The organism is Bacillus sp. FJAT-26390, assembly GCF_001682865.1.
GTDB lineage: Bacteria > Bacillota > Bacilli > Paenibacillales > Paenibacillaceae > Pristimantibacillus.
Window position 1 is genome coordinate 63,622 of the sequence record NZ_MAQX01000005.1, and the last position, 17,308, is coordinate 80,929.

Consider the following 17,308-nt stretch of genomic DNA (forward strand, 5'->3'; position numbering starts at 1 on the left):
AATCAAGAAGAACGTCAGTCCTATGTCAGCATTCTTACCACATAGACTTCTTTGCAGAAACCTCGGAGCCCATTGTAAATGCGCGGAAGCTTGGCTTCCTTCGACACAAGGCCAAAAACGGTCGGTCCGCTGCCTGACATCAAAACGCCATCGGCGCCAAGACGAATCATGCTTTCCTTCAGCTGCATGACCTCCGGATACACATCCAGCGTAACCTTCTCCAGTACGTTGCCAAGCCCGTCACAAATATCGGCAAAGGAGCCTCTCTGCAGCGCATCGACCATATTAGGGATGGAAGGATGCTCTTTCAGCTCGTTAGCCCGGAATCTGCCATAGACGTCTGCTGTGGAAACGTTAATTGGCGGCTTCGCCAGCACGACCCAGCACTGCGGAGGGGCCGCGATATGCTCAAGCTTCTCGCCACGGCCGCGAGCAATCGCTGTGCCGCCTGTTACGCAAAAAGGAACGTCAGAGCCAAGCTCAGCGCCAAGTCGGCATAGCTCGTCCTCAGGGATCTGCAGCTTCCACAGCCGGTTTAGTCCGCGCAGCGCAGCAGCGGCATCGCTGCTTCCGCCGGCGAGTCCCGCAGCGACCGGAATCTTTTTGTCCAAATGAATATATACGCCTTGCTTCACATCATAGCGTTCTTTAATAAGCCTAGCCGCTTGAAAGGCTAGGTTCTTCTCGTCTAGAGGTATGTAGCCTACTTGGCTTGAAATAATAATAGTATCTCTAGGGAGCTCTTCCATTTCAAGTCGATCTGCAAGGTCAACCATCGTCATAATCATCTCGACTTCATGGTAGCCGTCATCACGCTTGCGGAGCACATCGAGCAATAAATTAATTTTGGCAGGAGCTTTTTCATAAATTTTCATCCGATAAGTTCACCCGTTCGTTCGTAAGCTTAAGCATCATTATATCAAACGAACGCAATAAAAGCTAAGAGATGACAAACGGTTAATTTCCGAATGCCAACACCTTAGCTTTTGCCTGCATAAATATGACGTTCCGCTTACGGCTGATTCGACTTTGCAGCGGCTTGCTCGGCAAGCTGTATCGCACGCTTTACCATGTTGCCCGCGTCCTTCGCACGAATGCTGCCCCAGCCTTCTTGCTGCACGGTATCGTAAAATCCAAGGTCCTTAGCTAGTTCATATTTCAACTGCTCTGACATCACTCCACGTCTTCTGCGGCCCATTCCATTACCTCCAACTCCAAATTAACGATAAGCATATAGGCTGTCACTATTGCACAGGTAGTATGCTTCAAATTGAATGGGTCCATACGCGCTGGAATTGGCTCACACTCGAGAACACTAAGTAAGTTTTTTAATAAAAAAAAAAGCGCAGATTTCTCTGCGCTAACATGCCTCACTAGGCGATATATAATCTATTGTTGCAAATGGGCAATACGGACTTGACCTTCATCATTGCATACGGTCACTTCCACCGACTCGGTCAGTATATCCGCATAACTGTAAGAGACACGCTTGAACGCATGTTGCTCTTCATCCAGCTTAACAATGAAAACAGAAGGGTAGGTTTCTTCCAACGTGCCGGTTCGTTCGATGGTCTTTCGTCGGCCACCGTTCGCTCGAAGACGGATTTTGGAGCCAACATGAGCTTCCAAACTGCGTTTAATATCCAATAGCGCATTTTTTGCCATTGTCCACTACCACCTCTTTCCTTGTCCATTATAACTAAAAAAAGGAGGCTTGTCAAACAAAGCAAAATATTATATCAGCCGGAATATTTACTTGTCAACGGTGATTTCACCCATTTTAAAAAAACTGTGTATGAAATAGCAAATAATATACATATTAAGAAGTTGCTTCAACCTTAAAAAACAAAATAACGCCTAAACGGCGTTATTTGTTTTACTGATTTACTGCTTTAACATAGAAGAGGATTCCGTTATTTTAGGCTTCGGCATGCCAACGCGGAAGCGTCCCATCGTCTCAATGCCGCCTACACCATCGATTCCGCTTATCGTGCCATGAATAACGTCAGCTAAGTTGATCGTGTCTTTAATCGACGTATAGCTCGCTTTAATGGCTATATAAACGGGATCGAGCGCATGAATCAAAATACGTCCAGGCGAGCTCGCAAAGTTGGAGCCTACCTGAAGCAATGCTTCAAAATGCGATTGGCAAGCACCCGCAATAACAATCAATCCGTCGCGATTCTTCTCGTATTCACGAGCAACGCGAACCGCATTAACGAAATGCTGTGAATTTTTGTAGCTGCTTAGGCTGTATAGGTCCATTTGTGCGCGGTTTTTCAATACACCGTCATGTCCGGTTATAACGACGATATCCGGTTGGATTTGAGGCAGCAGTCGGTACAGCACATCAGCCATTTGGGATTCATGCACATGAAGGCCATGCGAAGGAACATGCATCGTGTTGTACAGCTGCATGCTCTTCTTCAAATAGTTACCGTCGCCATCGAGATGAAGAACTTTTCCTGGCACTTCAAAAAATGGCTGGCTCTGCTGCATCGCATGCCGAATATTATCCTCGTTCTCAATCGCTTGACGTTCTCGTTCAGAGTGCATACGTCTTAAGGAATCATTTACTTTTATTCGAACTTGCTGAACCGCGCTTGTCGATTCTGGATCGCGTACGACCGACAGATCTGGAATCGGAGCATCCGCAAGCAATCGGTAGTCCGTGCCCTTCAGAACAGCAGTTTCTGTACGAACAGCTTCAACTTTAAATAGCACGTCACCGCCATACGATTTGCGGACGACCAGGTCCCCTTGCTTCATGGGTAAATCACCTCTTCCTCTATCCTATGGGCAGATAGAGCGAATGGTGAGTATTTTTATGACTTAACCGCCTGAGCTCCCCAGCCCGCTTCCAGCATGCTGCGGCTAATCCGCGCAAATTCCTCAAGCGAAAGCGTCTCGCCGCGCCTTATAGGGTCAATTTCGTTCTTCAGTAGCATCTCCGTCAATGCCTCACGCCGTTCCTTGCCTACAAATGCAGTCAGATTGTTCGCAAGCGTCTTCCTGCGCTGTGCGAAGCTCGCTTGCACGACACGGAAAAAATGTTCCTCGTCCGGCACATCAACGGCCGGCTTATCGCGCAGGGATAGCTTAATAACAGCCGAATCCACGTTTGGCTGCGGAATAAACACCGTATGCGGCACCGTACAAACAAGCTTAGGCACGCAGTAATATTGGACAGCCACGCTAAGACTGCCATACTCCTTGCCTCCTGGCTTCGCTGCCATCCGCTCAGCCACTTCCTTCTGAATCATCACGACGATGTGCTCAAGCGGCAGCTTCTCCTCAAGCAGCTTCATCAAAATAGGCGTAGTCACATAGTAAGGCAAATTAGCTACGACACTGACGCCCGTTACATCAGCAAATTGCTCTTCGAACAGCTGCTTCAAATCAAGCTTCAGCACATCGCCATGAATGACCGTGGTATGCTGCTCTTCAGCCAATATATCCTTTAAAATCGGAATAAGCCGGTTATCGATCTCGACCGCCGCCACCTTGCCGGCAGCTTGCGCAAGACGCTGCGTAAGCGCGCCAATCCCGGGACCGATCTCAAGCGCTCCCTTCGTTTCATCCAGCTCAGCTGCTGCAACGATATTGTTCAAAATATTTTGGTCAATCAGAAAGTTCTGCCCTAGACTTTTCTTGAAAGAGAAGCCGTATTTGGCAATAATCTCTTTGGTCCGCTTTGGCGTTGCTACCTCGAAGGGTGCCGATTTCACCGCAGCCTTGCTTTGCTCATTTTGATCGTGATCGCTCATTTCCTAACCCCCCAGTTCCTCTTCCATTTGCTTAAACGCTTCTGCAAATTCCACCTTGGAAATGCGAAAGCTTGTACAACGCTTGTAGAACTGCTTGCCGTTTGCATAACCGATCCCGAGTAGCTTGCCCATAACCAAGCGTCGATTAGAAGCGTCAGGATGAACAATAAGCCCCGCTTCCATTAAATCCTCAAAGCTAATCTCTCCCGATTCGTCAAGCGACTCTGTACGGAGCTCTGAGAGTGCCGTGCGAATCGCATCCGGGCTTGCATTCTCAATGCCGATATCTCCCTTGTACAAAGCTTGCTCCTGTGGCAAAAAAGCATGCTTGCAACCGGGCGCGTGACGCGCAACGATTTTGCGAATTCGCTCTCCCGCATGGTCGGGATCTGTAAATATAATAATGCCGCGGCGCTCGTTCGCAAGCGCAATTCTTCTCAGCACGTCCTCGCCGATAGCCGAGCCGTTCGTCTCTATGGTGTCCGCTTCAACCGCCCGTTTTATCGCTGCGGTATCGTCTTTACCTTCAACGACAATGATCTCTTTGATCATCAAGACCATTCCCTTCAAAATAAACTCTTATAAACCCGCAAACATGCAAAAAGAAGAGGCGGTGCCTCTCCTTATGATGGCATATTTAATTGAATATTACGATAAGATGATGGTAAACCCGCATATTAGCTTGACGTTGGTTTATTAGGCCCGAGCACGTAAACGGTAAAGCCCTTCTTCCTGCCAAACTTATTTGCCGTTTTGTTGCTATCGAAGTATACGTCGATTTTGTTTCCTTTTATCGCGCTGCCCGTATCCTCAGCCCGGCGGAAACCGATCCCTTCAATATAAACCCACCAGCCAATCGGAATAACCTTTGGATCAACCGCTATCGTTCGTCCTTCTTTCACACGGGAGCCAGATGCTGTAATCCCGTAATCCGGATGGTCGGAATCTTTACCTGTAGAAGCGACACCTGCCGAATAGGCAGTCAGCGTGAAGTTCTTAAGTACGGTCTTGGCCTTGAACGATACACCGCTCTTCGTAAGCGTTGCAACGCTCTGGCTTTTGTTAGAGAGCACAGAAACTTTTGGTTCAGCCTTCTTCGTTCCGATAGCGACAACCTGGTCAACTGCAGCGGTCTGGACAACCTTGCTGACCATCTTCTTCGAAATGAGAATGCCGTCCTCGTACTGCTTCTCGATATGTTCAACAATAAGGCCTTCCTTACCGGTTTGCACGAGCTTTTCCTTGCCCGCTTCCAGCGTAGGATCTTTCTTCTTTACGATAGAGTACGGCATGGCGCGCTCGGATTCAGACACCTTCGTGTCGACACGTACGACCGTTACCGTTAATTCCGAATCAACTACCGTATTAAGCGGAGGCATTACTTTATCATGATTACGAACTGGAATATTTAATTCCTCGATCGCTGCCTGCACTGTTCTCTCTGTCGTATATACAGTAGAGGTCTTGCCATCAGCTTTCACAATTACCGGAATCGCTTGAGTAACCTCAATTCGATCTCCGTCCTTTATTGCCGCATTAAGCGGTATGGACACCTCATCATGTGGTCCAATTGCGATAGCTTGTTCATCCAGTAGGCGTTGCAGGACCCATTGCTTCGTTTCCACAATGGTTTCTTGTCCGTTCACTACTACGGAGACGCTTTTGACAGCCGTTCCGTACAACAACACCAAAAACATGAAAGTCATAGCGATTGAGATAGTAGCACTCAAAAGAATCAAACGCAAGTTTTCACGCTTCCATCGCAATGCGAAAGACATGCTGGATGATCGTTTCCCATGGGTGTCCTTAACCTGGAGTATTCCCACTTCATCGGTCCTCCTTCATAGCCCCGCCGCCAAGTGTTACGCATGATACAACTGACGCGACTATAGTATATTGGCGTGCAAGCACGCAATCCAGTACTGCTATCGATCCTCCCACCCCCATCTTTAATCCCTATGTCGACAAATTCCCGTTTATTCGAAAATAAAAAGAAGCCGTCGACAGAGGATCTGTTTCGTGGCTTCCCGGTAAATGATTACACTGGGATACAGAAAAATGGATGCACGAGGTTGATCACTCTCTATGAACGCTTACGAGGTTAGCTGACGGATTCGGGCAAGAGAGACGCCCTATTCGAAAACGCAATGCTCATGGCAAAGGCTCCGAAATTCACCCCTTGAAGAATTCAAAACACGGTACAAAAACCCGTATTTGGTTCCCCCGCTCTCCAAATGGAGATTAAGCGCAAACTGGAAATCCAATACAAAATGTAATGCTCTGAGTTGAATCATACCCTCATACGAGGTGAATTGTAAAGATACGATAAAAGACGATTTAAGCGAAAAAGGTGGATAAAGACGGAAAAATTAAGCGATAATCGCTATAAAAATTAGTTTTTACGCGATAAAGGTCTTAAATTCTCTCTGGTTCTCTCGTTTTCAGACAATACCAAAACATTTTTTTCCGTTTTCGGTCGTAATTGCGCCTATTTCTTCAACAGATTTGCCTAATAATTCGGCTGCTGTCTGTGCGACGAGTGCCACATACGAGGACTCATTTCGCTTCCCTCTGAACGGATGAGGAGCCAAATATGGAGCATCGGTTTCAATCAAAATTTTATCGAGCGGAACCTGCTTAAGCACCTCTTTGGGTACCCTTGCATTTTGGAAAGTAACCGGCCCTCCGAACGAAATATAAAAATTCATATCCAGGCATTGTTTTGCGGTTTCCCAGCTGCCTGAGAAGCAGTGCATGACCCCTCCAACCTCGGCTGCATTTTCCTCCTGCAAAATCCGAATGACATCCTCATGCGCATCGCGGTTATGAATAACGATAGGCTTGCCTACTTTGCGGGCTAGGCGGATTTGCTCGCGGAATACACGCTGCTGAACGTCTTTGGGTGACGTGTCCCAGTGATAATCCAAGCCGATTTCACCGATAGCAACAACCTTCTCATGTGCGCAAAGGCGCTCGATCCATTCTAAATCCTCGGGAAGCATGTCGATGCTATCCACCGGGTGCCAGCCAACAGCCGCATAAATAAAATCATACTGCTCAGCAAGCGCAATCGTCGTTGGGATGGTTTCACGGTTAAACCCGATATTAAGCAGCATGTGTACGCCTGCATCCTTCGCGCGCTGAATAACCTCGTCGCGATCCTCATCGAATTTATATGAGTCTAAGTGCGTATGGGTATCAAAAAGTAATGTCATGTTAGTGTCAGGCTCCTTTAGTCGAGTTTAAACAATTTTTTCAACGAACCGGGTATCAGGGAAATATTTTTTTTGAGCGGCTCTTCCGGATAGTACAAGTGATATTGGCCTTGATGCAGCCCCGTAATCGAGCGAACGATGTCGGATTTGGCAGATATTTCGCTTATTTCATCTTGCCCGTCTAACAACAAAATCGGCGCTTTTTCTTTCTTTTCTCCTTCTTTTTTGTCCGGTCGATATACGTCATAAGGAAGGTCAAACGGGAAGTCAATTTCCATATGGTAATCCGGATTCATTCCTATAGAAGAGAAGCAATGGCTGATCTCATTCAAAAGGTCCTCATCCGGATTTTCGATCGTTATGTACTTATATAAATGGCGGTTCATAAATCGATCGCATAAATCGCTTAACAGCGAATCCTGCTCCTCTGCCCACTGCGTGAAAGCGGTTTGCACGAGTGCTTCATCCAGCTTCAAATAATCTTGCACCGTAATCGAGTTGTGAAGCAATCCTTTTAGTGAGCTCGGCATCCATTCAAATGTGTAGCCACCCACATAAAGCTCCTGCGCTCTACGAAATATTTGACGTAAAATAATTTCAGAGCTTCTTGTTACTGGATGGAAGTAAATCTGCCAATACATTTGATAGCGAGACATCAAATAATGCTCTACGGCATGCATTCCGCTTTCTTTCACTACAATTTGCCCTTTATAGGGACGCAATACCCGTAATATGCGCTCTAAGTCAAAGGTTCCATAATTGACACCAGTATAATAAGCATCTCTAAGCAAATAGTCCATACGGTCAGCATCCATTTGACTTGAAATGAGACTTACGACGATGGGCTTTGGATATGTTTTTCGGATAACTGCAGCAACTTGCGCGGGGAACTCTTCCGATACGGCCCGCAGCACTTGGTTGATTTCCGTGTTCTCCAGTATGATTTTGCATGTCCACTCTTCATGATCCGTGTCGAATACTTCTTCTAAGGAGTGGGAGAACGGGCCGTGACCGACATCATGCAGCAGCGCGGCACAAAGCGAGACCAGCCGCTCCTCGGCAGGCCAATCGGGATAGCCGTTACGCTCGAATTGAGAAATAATTTTACGCGTAATTTCATAGACTCCTAGCGAATGTGAAAATCGGCTATGTTCAGCACCATGAAAAGTTAAATACGAGGTTCCTAATTGGCGGATTCTTCTCAATCGCTGGAACTCTTTCGTATTGATTAAATCCCAAATCGTTTGGTCCTGAACATATATATAATGATGGACAGGGTCCTTAAAAACCTTCTCTTCGGTCAGCTGTTGCTTCATCGTCTCTCATCTCCTTTGTTCATATTTTCGACACATTAAGTGAAACTATTGTCGAATAGTGTCGTAAATTAGTTTCCAAAATGTCGAAGCTGTTGTATTCTATTACAGAGTAATATGAGCCTTGTGTATAGTCAAATACTTAACCTGACGGCTTTGAAAGTCAATTTTATTGGTTGACTATTATGGTAATCGTTGGTATTATAGTAATCATAAAAGCAAAATTTATGTCGAACGATGGCGAATTGTATTTTGAGAGGGGCAATGATAGATTATGATGAAATCTACTGGTATTGTTCGTAAGGTTGATGAACTAGGACGGGTCGTTATTCCAATCGAATTACGCCGTACACTAGGAATAGGCGAAAAAGATGCACTTGAAATCTACGTGGATGGCGAGCGCATCATGCTTAAAAAATACGAGCCTGCATGTATCTTCTGTGGCAATGCAGAAAACGTATCTTACTTCAAAGGAAAAATTGTTTGTCATATTTGTTTGTCTGAAATGCCAACACCTGTGACAAAATAAAAAAAATCGGTTATACTGTACTTATCAACTTGTTAATTCTAACCTTTTTTATACTCCTTGATGCCTTCCTGAGCTTGAACCCGGCCAGGAAGGTCTTTTTTTTGTCTAATTAATGGTTTCTTATACAGCTTTATCTATTAACCTCATTATATACATCTCTTTTTGGCAATCCTCGATCAATGGCAACCATTTTAATGGCTTCCTTCCGACCATACTGCTCTTCATAGTGGGCAACATGGGAAGCAAGGTCAAGCTCTGACCACCAGATGTCGGCAGCTGGCTGCTCGCTCGCGCCAGATCCTTCTGATCCTTCGACTACGATACAAAACTCGCCCAGCGGCGGATGCTCCGCAAACCAATCTATACATTCTGATACTCGCCCGCGCACCGCCTCTTCATGCCGCTTCGTTAACTCTCTTACGCATGCAACATGGCGATCACCCAGACATTCTAGTACTGCTTCCAATGTTTTGCCAATTCGGTGGGGGGACTCGTAAAAAAGAAGGGTTCCTCTCTGAGCCTGCATATCCTTCAGCCACTTCATTAACGATTTACGTTCACGTGGCGGAAATCCGGCAAATAAAAAACGTTCTGTCGGCAATCCTGACATGATAAGCGCAGATAAGGCGGCGTTTGCCCCAGGAATAGGAATAACGGGGATATTATGTTCAACTGCTTCTTTCACAAGATCAGCGCCAGGATCGGAAATTGCCGGCAGCCCCGCATCGCTTACTAATGCAATCGATTGTCCCTCCAACAGCAGCCGGATAAGCTCTGGCCCGCTTGCCCGCTTATTATGCTCATGATAGCTGACGATGCGGGTACCGATTTCAAAATGCGTAAGCAGCTTGCGTGTTTGCCTTGTATCCTCAGCGGCGATCAGCTGTACTTCCTTTAGTGTACGGATCGCACGGAATGTCATATCTTCTAAATTGCCGATTGGCGTAGCTACTAAATATAGGCTGCCTGTAATTTCTTTTGCAGCCTCTGAGAAGCTTTTCTGTATGTTCAAACGATTTGCACCCCATTCTCATATACCATAATCGGCGGAAGAAGCTTAATATCAGGCTTTCCATCCCGCATCGCTTCTATTAATACCATATTGGCTTCCGCATTCGCATGAGGATGAACAAATTGGATCCGCTTTGGCTCAAGCCGCCATTTGCGCATCGTTTCGACGATATCCAGCAAGCGTGATGGCCGATGGACCATGGACACCTTCCCGCCGGGACGTACGAGCCTCGAACATGCTTCCGCAACATCATCAAGCGTACAGTGTATTTCATGCCTAGCAATCGCATAATGCTCGTTTTCATTCTGGTCGCCTGCCGTTACCGGCATATAAGGCGGGTTAACCGTCACTGCATCATATACCCCATTGCCCGCAAGCTTCGGATACAATTTCAAATCCTGCTCAATAACCGTTATTTGCTCCGTCAACTGATTGAGCAAGATGCTTCTTCTAGCCATATCCGCAAGTCTTGGCTGAATTTCAACCGCATCAATCTTCGCATTTGTTCTTGTAGTGAGAAGCATGGGAATAACACCGTTACCCGTACATAAATCGACTATACGGCCATGCTTCGGTACGCTTGCGAACCGAGAAAGCAATACAGCGTCAAGCGAGAAGCTGAATACTTCCCTGCTCTGTATAATTTTTAGTCCTGATTCCGTCATTAAATCATCAAGCCGTTCATTAGCTGCTAATAAAGTTTGTTCCGACACGTTTTAAGCCGCTCCTTTTCATTAATCGGTAATAATGTCCATCCTTTTTTTTACAAGTCCTGTTAATAAAAATACCGCCCTTTGCGGCAAGGACGGCATGTCGATACGGATTCCACTATTTATTTAGAAAGGATAGACAGAATAAACAGTCACCCTCCGTCCGCAAATGCCCGTAATATACGTTGCAAATGTGGAATCCTTCGTGGTACAGCCGGGTCAAATTATCATGGCCTTCTCCGATTGCTACATTCGCTTCTGCGAATGCTTGCTCGGCAAGCACCTGCACCTCATGGGATGCACCCGATTTTTTGCCTTTGGCTGGAGCTTTAACGACTTCACGTTCAAGCTCCGCTTCTCTTTTAAACAGTTGACGCAGCTGGTTGTTCTCTTCACTCAGACGCTTATTGTCTTCTAACAGTTCTTTTACCTTCTGCTTCAAAGCCGTCAGCTCCTTATGGAACGTACCTACTTGGTTATCCAGCTCGTCCATTTTCAAGAATATATCTTTCTTCTCCAAGTTCCCACCCCAGAGCTTCAAGCGTGAGTGTAACCTCACCCGTGAGAATCGCACTCTGCCGCTTATTTGATGACGACATCATCCATCGACAGTTCTTTCGGTTTACCTGGTGTATCAAATAATTGCACATACACGCTTTTCGTGGATGTGTTTATGCCAGTAACCTTACCTTCCCCATATGAGGTGACAACGAATTTTCCAATAGCCGGAAGTTCTTCACGAATGCTTTCGTAGTTGTCATGCTCATATTTCAGGCAGCACATAAGACGCCCGCATAAACCGGATATCTTAGTTGGATTAAGTGATAAATTCTGATCCTTAGCCATCTTAATCGATACGGGCTCAAAATCGCCCAGCCAAGAGGAGCAGCATAACACTCGTCCGCAAGGACCGATTCCACCAAGCATCTTCGCTTCGTCCCGTACGCCAATTTGCCTTAGCTCAATTCTTGTACGGAACACGCTAGCCAAATCTTTAACTAGCTCGCGAAAGTCGACACGGCCTTCTGCCGTAAAGTAAAAAATAATTTTGTTGCGGTCAAACGTAAATTCTACGTCTACCAGCTTCATGCGAAGCTGATGACCTTTAATCTTTTCAAGACAAGTAGAGAACGCATTTTTGGCTGCTGCGCGATTTTCTTCGACGACTTTAGCGTCTACATCGCTTGCAATGCGTATTACTTTCTTTAGAGGAAGAACAACATCCGATTCACCGACTTGCTTCTGTCCCACCACCACTTTACCGTATTCGATTCCGCGTGCTGTTTCAACAATAACATGTTGTTCCTTATCCACGGGATGCTCGACCGGATCAAAGTAATAGATCTTGCCCGCTTTCTTGAAGCGAACACCGATGACATTATACAAGAATTAGCCCTCCTGTAAGTTTACCAATAGTTGCTCAAATGCGAGCTGAGGCGTTACATTTGCACGCATGCGCTTACTTGCTTCAAGCGTATGCTCTATGCAGGACACCCAGCCTGCGAACGATCGATCAAACGCGTGCTTGCTTATCCATTCCAACTGATCTATAAAAACGATGTTGTCCTGCCTTCCGGCCTGGAACTGAATCAAATCTTTAAACCATATAACTAACAACGACAACAGCAATTGTGTATGCTCCACTAAATCCGTCTTAAAAAGCTGTTGTCCAGCAGTGATCATCGCCGCGGTGAATCGGGTCAAACTCTCCTTGCCTAATTGTATCACTAGGCTTCTGATTTCTGCAAACTGATTCTGTTGGAGAAATTGTCTAGCTCCATCCAAACCCGACGTTAATTGAACAACGGTTCGGGCTAATGTAGCAGGCGCTCCTTCGGCAATTAACGTCTGCAGCATGCTCTCTGGCGACATCGGTAGAAATGGCACCCACTGCGTGCGAGAGCGGATGGTAGGCAGAACAGCTTGTCCATTATCGGTTATCAAAATAGCTACAACCGGCGATAACGGCTCCTCCAAAAATTTGAGCAAGCTATTTGCTGCCTGCATCGTCATTTTGTCAGCTTGCTCAATCATATATACTTTGCGCTTCGTCCCGCTATTTCGGTAAGAGAAGTCCCGCTGCAGCTCGCGAATTTGGTCGATCTTTATCGATTGGCCATCCGGCGCGATTGTCGTTAGGTCCGTTTGATTGCCATGCTCAAACTTCCTGCACTCCAAGCACTCTCCGCATGCATCGGCGCCGCCTGCTGTACAGAACAGCGCCTTAGCAAATTCACGCGCCATTGCCATTCTTCCTGTACCCGAAGGTCCGTTAAATAAGTAAGCGTGTGAGATCTTGCCGCTCTGCAGCGCATGAGTCAAAATCCGCTGCGCTTTCCATTGCCCTGTTATTTGTTCAAGGCTCATAGCCGTTCCTAACCTTTCCCTGCCCGGTTCTCATCAAAATAATAAATTGATAAGCAGGCCTCGTATCTCCCCGATCTTGTTAAGCAAGTCAATTCTGCCTTGCTCGCTATCGAGCAAATCCTCGGCCATCGAGACGAGTGTCTCATCAATCTCATCTAGCAGTTTATATCTTTTAATACGACCCCTTCGATCAAAGCCTTTGACTTCCTTCAGTACGACGCCGCGTCTGATGGTATCCTCCAAAAACTGCTTGATCATCTGACGATACAGCTTAAGCTCGCGAACCGTCATTATTTTGGCAAGACGATCGCCTTGTCTGTGAATGTCCTGCAGCTTCTGCTGAAGCTGCTCTTGGGTACGGTCAGCATCTTGTTGAACCATGACGTCGGCAAAGCTCCTAGGCTGAACCTGCTTACTTGCTGCCTCGTTGCCTGGACGATTTTGGCCTAGCGGCCGGAAGCCTTGATCAATTTTCATCGAATGTCACGCCCATTCAGAAATGCTCAAATCTTTCGACTGGTACTACAAATACGGCTGCGCCTCCAACCTGCACTTCAACAGGGAATGGGATATAGGAATCCGTTGATCCGCCCATAGGTGATACAGGAGTAACAAGCTGGTCGCGCACCTTGCAATTGGAATTGATGACCTGCAGCACCTCGTGCACCCGCTCATCCTCAATACCGATCATAAACGTCGTATTTCCTGCTCTTAGAAAGCCGCCTGTACTTGCAAGCTTCGTTGCTCTGAATCCTTCACGCACAAGAGCATTTGAGAGTCTATTGCTGTCCTTATCTTGAATAACCGCGATTACTAATTTCATCTTCATTCCCCCTTGACTACTATTAGAATAGGTTATTGAGCGCTTGCATGTTATTGCCAAACTTATTTGAGCAATTATTAGCCGCAAAAGACTAAGCCCTTCGATGGTCTAAAATTAAACCATACCTTTAAATTTGACATCGGTTGCAAAAAATCCTGCAAAACGGTTCTCAATTGCCTGTAAAACGTCATCAAACACCATTTGCTGACTCTGTTCGGCATTTACAAGCACGATTCGATCTGGATTCTGCTGAAGCAGCTGCATGTAGCCTTCTCGTACCTTCTCATGGAAGGAATGCTTTTCGAGATCCAAACGGTTGATTTCTCTCTCTGACGCCTGTGCGATTCGCTCAAGACCTACATCTGGTGACACATCCATGTAGATGGTCAGATCAGGCATAAGCTCTTGGATAGCGAACCGGTTGATCGCCCATACCTCATCCATGCCAAGTCCTCGCGCATGCCCTTGATAAGCAAGACTGCTATCGACAAATCGATCACAAATGACAATATGGCCTTGCTCCAGTGCGGGAACGACCTTTTCAACTAAATGTTGCCTTCTTGCAGCTGCATAAAGCAGCGCTTCTGTTCTTGCATCCATGGTGACATTGCTGCGATCCAATATGACGGCACGTATTTGCTCAGCAATCGGAATACCTCCAGGCTCTCTCGTCATAAGGACCGATTTTCCCCTTTGAAGTATCGTATTCGAAAGCTGTTCAATCAGTGTCGATTTGCCGGCTCCTTCGCCGCCTTCTATGGTAATGAAAACACCTTTTTTCAAGCTAAGGCTTCTCCTAACGTTTATGTTAACTATACTTTCTTCTATATTAACAAAGCGATACCCCTTGTACAATGAAGATTTGCAGCAAAAGCAAATTCCCATAGGCTATCCGTCCCTATTCTTGGTATACCCTAATCGTCTCCATGTCAGGATCGGCTGCTCCTTGGAATTTCGCCCCCATCGCGGAGAGATGCTGAATATGCGCAATCATGGTTGCCGTTATCCTCTCCCCTGGATATAGGATGGCTATGCCTGGCGGGTATGGAGTAACCATCTCAGCCGATATATGGTGTTCCGCTGCGCTTAATTGTATTCGTAAACTTGCTTTATTCTTAAACCTAGCTCTGGCAAACGAAACAGGCTCGGTATTCGAAAGCTGTAAGCCTTCATTTATGTACGGCATACTCTTTATATCTGATCCTTGCTTCATATTCCCATCGTTAATCGCCGCTATAGCCTCCTGAAGCCTCTGCGTATCGCGTAAGGAGGTCTGAATACCGAATACGAGCACTACATAACGGGGATCAGCCATCTCTGCAAAGCACCCATAGCGCTCCAAATGCTTCTGAAGCTCATAACCCGAGTATGTTCCTGATCTGTCGTACATAACGACTCTTAACGGGTCTAAGCGCAGTGTATCGGACCTTTCGTCTTCTATCTTCATTTCACTTATTGGCGTTGCTTGCTGCTGTTCCAGCCATTCACGGAAAGCGGCAGCCGAACGCATGCTTTGGTCAAATAAGCGATCCCCCAAAGTATCAATCATTGCTCGGGAAATATCGATTGAAGCAAGAATCGGAAAAGAGGGGCTTGAGCTTTGAATCATCGCTAAAGACTGTTGCAGTGTATCCCTTGGTATCCTGCTTCCTTGTACATGGAGCAATGCACCCATCGTCAAGGTAGGAAGCGTCTTGTGTGCCGACTGTACAACCGCATCTGCACCCTCGTATACTGCCGACTTTGGGAATGATGCGTGATGGCCATAATGTGCTCCATGCGCCTCGTCGATCATTATGGGCTTATTATACGAATGAACAACATCAATATAAGGCTTGAGCTTTACTCCCATGCCATAATAATTTGGATTTGATAAGAAAACCGCCTTTGCCTCCGGATATGCCGCAAGTGCTTCCTCTACCTGCCGCACCGTAGGAACTGTCGTGAGTCCCGTTTGCGGTTCAATTTGGGGCGTTACAAAGACTGCTCTAGCTCCTGCCAGCTTCAAGCCGTTAATGATCGATTTATGTACATTGCGCTGGACGATAATAATATCATCCGGCTCGCATACCGTAAGCAGTAAAGCAATGTTGCCCGAAGTGCTTCCTCCCACCAGAAAATAGGTCTCCTCTGCGCCAAATGTCACAGATGCTAATTGCTGAGCTTCCATTATAGATGCTTCAGGATGATGCAAATCGTCGGTTGACGAAAGCTCTGTTACATCCAGCTGCATGATCTTCTCAAAATAAGCAAGCGTATTGCCATTCATTTGATCATCCCATAAGTCTTGCTTTAATGCTTGTCCCCCATGATGCCCTGGTACATGAAACCCCACCGGGTCACTAGTCGCATGATTGATAAGTGCTTCAAATATAGGAGCCCTAAAAAGTTTCTTCATATAATAGCATTCCTTTCGGCCAAACGTTCACTTTCGGTAATAACATCTATTGTACCCGAATTAGGCCACAAAAAAAGAGCAGCTTCTGTAGTCAGAAACCGCTCAAGCATTTTCGCCCAAAAAGATTTGCTTCATTTGATGAATGAAAAAGGGGTATTTCGCATCTTTAACATCTGTGCGTACCATTTCTTCTTCACACGTCTCGCAAATAAAGCCGCTAACAATCCGAATGCCTTCGCCTTCGGCCTTCTGTTCATTGCAAATGTTGCATTTATGCTCGCGATTATCGTTCATGACAATCCCCGCTTTCTGTTCGTTCCTATATAGCTATTATTATGGCACATAGTCTATCTATTTATACTTGTTTCATAGCGCATTTCAAATATTTATATATCGTATGCCGCATCTGGGCTAATGGTTACTGCACAAGCAAAATTGTTTAGCCGAAACTATGGACAGATTACTAATAAATACCGATATAGTTAACGAGAGTTACTGTATTTCAGACGGAAGGACGTTCATTCATGCGCCAAAAACTATCCGAACAACAAAATGCCACCATTTATCAATACCAGCTCGTCAAAAGAAAGATCATTCGTCCTGAGCTCATCCAGAGCCATTTGCTCATTGCAGCCATTTTACTCGCCTTTCAAATGCTTATGTATCAAATGGATGGTTTATTTTCTTGGTTGTTTGGTTTTGCCGTCGTCCAGATCATCCATATCGCCATTATTTTGCTTACCTTTATCCGCGTTGACGAAGCCGCCGATCGAAAATGGATATGGCGCATCACGCCGCCGTGGATCGGCTTTAAACCGGCTAACGATATTAAACTCCAATTATTCCGACGTGTGCACCGCCATATGTTCTGGATCGGCTTATGCGCTATCGCACTCCTCTATCCTTGGATCAAAGAATCTTTAATGATCAGCATCGTTAGCTGGCATCTGTGGCTGCTAATTCCACGCATGCTTCTCTCCTTCACCTTCCGTAAAGAACAGAAGGACGGCGTCTTACGGCTTGAGTCTAGAGAAGCCTCTTATTACCGCCGGTAACAGCAAAGCCTTAGAAGCTCATATGGAGCGATCTAAGGCTTCTTTATTTGACATGAATGATTGGTAATGGATAAAACAAAAAACCTATCGCATCACATGCGATAGGTCTCTCGTGCTTG

Annotated in this window: 21 protein-coding genes and 1 riboswitch; of the genes, 2 read left to right on the top strand and 19 right to left on the bottom strand. The window is 46.1% G+C overall.

The window, feature by feature from the left end; translation table 11 throughout:
- Positions 1 to 20 precede the first annotated feature (20 nt).
- From ispE to A7975_RS10540, 9 genes are all read right to left on the bottom strand, one after another.
- Positions 21 to 875, bottom strand: coding sequence for a 4-(cytidine 5'-diphospho)-2-C-methyl-D-erythritol kinase (gene ispE / locus A7975_RS10500; protein WP_053373387.1), 855 nt, complete (start codon positions 873 to 875; stop codon positions 21 to 23).
- Positions 876 to 1,012: 137 nt separating this feature from the next.
- Complete coding sequence (locus A7975_RS10505; protein WP_053373388.1) at positions 1,013 to 1,198, bottom strand: small, acid-soluble spore protein, alpha/beta type; 186 nt, start codon at positions 1,196 to 1,198, stop codon at positions 1,013 to 1,015.
- Positions 1,199 to 1,389: 191 nt separating this feature from the next.
- Entirely contained in the window at positions 1,390 to 1,665 is a 276-nt protein-coding gene (veg, locus tag A7975_RS10510; RefSeq protein WP_053373389.1) for a biofilm formation stimulator Veg, read from the bottom strand.
- 219 nt (positions 1,666 to 1,884) lie between these two features.
- Positions 1,885 to 2,769, bottom strand: a complete 885-nt coding sequence (gene yabG / locus A7975_RS10515) for a sporulation peptidase YabG (protein ID WP_053373390.1) — start codon at positions 2,767 to 2,769, stop codon at positions 1,885 to 1,887.
- A gap of 56 nt (positions 2,770 to 2,825) precedes the next feature.
- Entirely contained in the window at positions 2,826 to 3,767 is a 942-nt protein-coding gene (gene rsmA / locus A7975_RS10520) for a 16S rRNA (adenine(1518)-N(6)/adenine(1519)-N(6))-dimethyltransferase RsmA (RefSeq protein ID WP_065385141.1), read from the bottom strand.
- Positions 3,768 to 3,770: 3 nt separating this feature from the next.
- On the bottom strand, positions 3,771 to 4,319 hold the full coding sequence (gene rnmV / locus A7975_RS10525; protein WP_053373392.1) for a ribonuclease M5: 549 nt from the start codon (positions 4,317 to 4,319) through the stop codon (positions 3,771 to 3,773).
- Between the two features lie 125 nt (positions 4,320 to 4,444).
- Complete coding sequence (locus tag A7975_RS10530) at positions 4,445 to 5,593, bottom strand: resuscitation-promoting factor (protein ID WP_065385142.1); 1,149 nt, start codon at positions 5,591 to 5,593, stop codon at positions 4,445 to 4,447.
- 248 nt (positions 5,594 to 5,841) lie between these two features.
- Positions 5,842 to 6,025, bottom strand: a riboswitch (cyclic di-AMP (ydaO/yuaA leader).
- Between the two features lie 183 nt (positions 6,026 to 6,208).
- Positions 6,209 to 6,982 (bottom strand): TatD family hydrolase, encoded by a 774-nt coding sequence (locus A7975_RS10535; RefSeq protein WP_065385143.1) that lies wholly within the window; start codon positions 6,980 to 6,982, stop codon positions 6,209 to 6,211.
- A gap of 17 nt (positions 6,983 to 6,999) precedes the next feature.
- Complete coding sequence (locus A7975_RS10540; RefSeq protein WP_065385144.1) at positions 7,000 to 8,298, bottom strand: HD domain-containing protein; 1,299 nt, start codon at positions 8,296 to 8,298, stop codon at positions 7,000 to 7,002.
- A gap of 271 nt (positions 8,299 to 8,569) precedes the next feature.
- Between A7975_RS10540 and A7975_RS10545 the strand changes: the two genes are divergently transcribed.
- On the top strand, positions 8,570 to 8,824 hold the full coding sequence (locus tag A7975_RS10545) for an AbrB/MazE/SpoVT family DNA-binding domain-containing protein (protein WP_028609554.1): 255 nt from the start codon (positions 8,570 to 8,572) through the stop codon (positions 8,822 to 8,824).
- A gap of 130 nt (positions 8,825 to 8,954) precedes the next feature.
- Here A7975_RS10545 and rsmI read toward each other — a convergent pair whose 3' ends face one another.
- From rsmI to A7975_RS10595, 10 genes are all read right to left on the bottom strand, one after another.
- Positions 8,955 to 9,836, bottom strand: a complete 882-nt coding sequence (gene rsmI / locus A7975_RS10550; RefSeq protein WP_065385145.1) for a 16S rRNA (cytidine(1402)-2'-O)-methyltransferase — start codon at positions 9,834 to 9,836, stop codon at positions 8,955 to 8,957.
- Positions 9,833 to 10,501: a tRNA1(Val) (adenine(37)-N6)-methyltransferase gene (locus A7975_RS10555; RefSeq protein WP_053377544.1), complete on the bottom strand. Its 669-nt coding sequence runs from the start codon at positions 10,499 to 10,501 to the stop codon at positions 9,833 to 9,835. The genes rsmI and A7975_RS10555 overlap by 4 nt, the downstream gene beginning before the upstream one ends.
- A gap of 163 nt (positions 10,502 to 10,664) precedes the next feature.
- Positions 10,665 to 11,066, bottom strand: coding sequence for an initiation-control protein YabA (locus A7975_RS10560; protein ID WP_065385150.1), 402 nt, complete (start codon positions 11,064 to 11,066; stop codon positions 10,665 to 10,667).
- Positions 11,067 to 11,128: 62 nt separating this feature from the next.
- Entirely contained in the window at positions 11,129 to 11,932 is an 804-nt protein-coding gene (locus A7975_RS10565) for a PSP1 domain-containing protein (RefSeq protein WP_053373398.1), read from the bottom strand.
- Positions 11,933 to 11,935: 3 nt separating this feature from the next.
- Positions 11,936 to 12,913 carry a DNA polymerase III subunit delta' gene (holB, locus tag A7975_RS10570; protein WP_065385146.1) on the bottom strand — a complete coding sequence of 326 codons (978 nt, stop codon included), beginning with the start codon at positions 12,911 to 12,913 and terminating at the stop codon, positions 11,936 to 11,938.
- Between the two features lie 33 nt (positions 12,914 to 12,946).
- On the bottom strand, positions 12,947 to 13,390 hold the full coding sequence (locus A7975_RS10575; protein ID WP_053373400.1) for a YaaR family protein: 444 nt from the start codon (positions 13,388 to 13,390) through the stop codon (positions 12,947 to 12,949).
- 16 nt (positions 13,391 to 13,406) lie between these two features.
- The gene (locus tag A7975_RS10580; RefSeq protein ID WP_028609547.1) at positions 13,407 to 13,736 is read right to left on the bottom strand and encodes a cyclic-di-AMP receptor; all 330 of its coding nucleotides are present in this window, start codon (positions 13,734 to 13,736) and stop codon (positions 13,407 to 13,409) included.
- A gap of 114 nt (positions 13,737 to 13,850) precedes the next feature.
- The gene (gene tmk / locus A7975_RS10585) at positions 13,851 to 14,519 is read right to left on the bottom strand and encodes a dTMP kinase (protein WP_065385147.1); all 669 of its coding nucleotides are present in this window, start codon (positions 14,517 to 14,519) and stop codon (positions 13,851 to 13,853) included.
- 115 nt (positions 14,520 to 14,634) lie between these two features.
- On the bottom strand, positions 14,635 to 16,134 hold the full coding sequence (locus A7975_RS10590) for an aminotransferase class I/II-fold pyridoxal phosphate-dependent enzyme (RefSeq protein ID WP_065385148.1): 1,500 nt from the start codon (positions 16,132 to 16,134) through the stop codon (positions 14,635 to 14,637).
- A gap of 102 nt (positions 16,135 to 16,236) precedes the next feature.
- Positions 16,237 to 16,428: a sigma factor G inhibitor Gin gene (locus tag A7975_RS10595; protein WP_053373403.1), complete on the bottom strand. Its 192-nt coding sequence runs from the start codon at positions 16,426 to 16,428 to the stop codon at positions 16,237 to 16,239.
- A gap of 230 nt (positions 16,429 to 16,658) precedes the next feature.
- On the opposite strand from A7975_RS10595, the gene A7975_RS10600 reads away from it, so the two are divergent.
- Positions 16,659 to 17,189, top strand: a complete 531-nt coding sequence (locus A7975_RS10600; RefSeq protein ID WP_053373404.1) for a hypothetical protein — start codon at positions 16,659 to 16,661, stop codon at positions 17,187 to 17,189.
- Positions 17,190 to 17,308 lie beyond the last annotated feature (119 nt).

Bases quoted from the DNA above. Each gene is read 5' to 3' on its own strand.
- A7975_RS10590 (WP_065385148.1), bottom strand. From the start codon at position 16,134: ATGAAGAAACTTTTTAGGGCTCCTATATTTGAAGCACTTATCAATCAT.
- rnmV (WP_053373392.1), bottom strand. From the start codon at position 4,319: ATGATCAAAGAGATCATTGTCGTTGAAGGTAAAGACGATACCGCAGCG.
- rsmA (WP_065385141.1), bottom strand. From the start codon at position 3,767: ATGAGCGATCACGATCAAAATGAGCAAAGCAAGGCTGCGGTGAAATCG.
- A7975_RS10600 (WP_053373404.1), top strand. From the start codon at position 16,659: ATGCGCCAAAAACTATCCGAACAACAAAATGCCACCATTTATCAATAC.
- A7975_RS10535 (WP_065385143.1), bottom strand. From the start codon at position 6,982: ATGACATTACTTTTTGATACCCATACGCACTTAGACTCATATAAATTC.
- A7975_RS10545 (WP_028609554.1), top strand. From the start codon at position 8,570: ATGATGAAATCTACTGGTATTGTTCGTAAGGTTGATGAACTAGGACGG.
- A7975_RS10555 (WP_053377544.1), bottom strand. From the start codon at position 10,501: ATGACGGAATCAGGACTAAAAATTATACAGAGCAGGGAAGTATTCAGC.
- A7975_RS10575 (WP_053373400.1), bottom strand. From the start codon at position 13,390: ATGAAAATTGATCAAGGCTTCCGGCCGCTAGGCCAAAATCGTCCAGGC.
- A7975_RS10505 (WP_053373388.1), bottom strand. From the start codon at position 1,198: ATGGGCCGCAGAAGACGTGGAGTGATGTCAGAGCAGTTGAAATATGAA.
- holB (WP_065385146.1), bottom strand. From the start codon at position 12,913: ATGAGCCTTGAACAAATAACAGGGCAATGGAAAGCGCAGCGGATTTTG.
- A7975_RS10595 (WP_053373403.1), bottom strand. From the start codon at position 16,428: ATGAACGATAATCGCGAGCATAAATGCAACATTTGCAATGAACAGAAG.
- A7975_RS10540 (WP_065385144.1), bottom strand. From the start codon at position 8,298: ATGAAGCAACAGCTGACCGAAGAGAAGGTTTTTAAGGACCCTGTCCAT.
- veg (WP_053373389.1), bottom strand. From the start codon at position 1,665: ATGGCAAAAAATGCGCTATTGGATATTAAACGCAGTTTGGAAGCTCAT.
- A7975_RS10580 (WP_028609547.1), bottom strand. From the start codon at position 13,736: ATGAAATTAGTAATCGCGGTTATTCAAGATAAGGACAGCAATAGACTC.
- ispE (WP_053373387.1), bottom strand. From the start codon at position 875: ATGAAAATTTATGAAAAAGCTCCTGCCAAAATTAATTTATTGCTCGAT.
- yabG (WP_053373390.1), bottom strand. From the start codon at position 2,769: ATGAAGCAAGGGGACCTGGTCGTCCGCAAATCGTATGGCGGTGACGTG.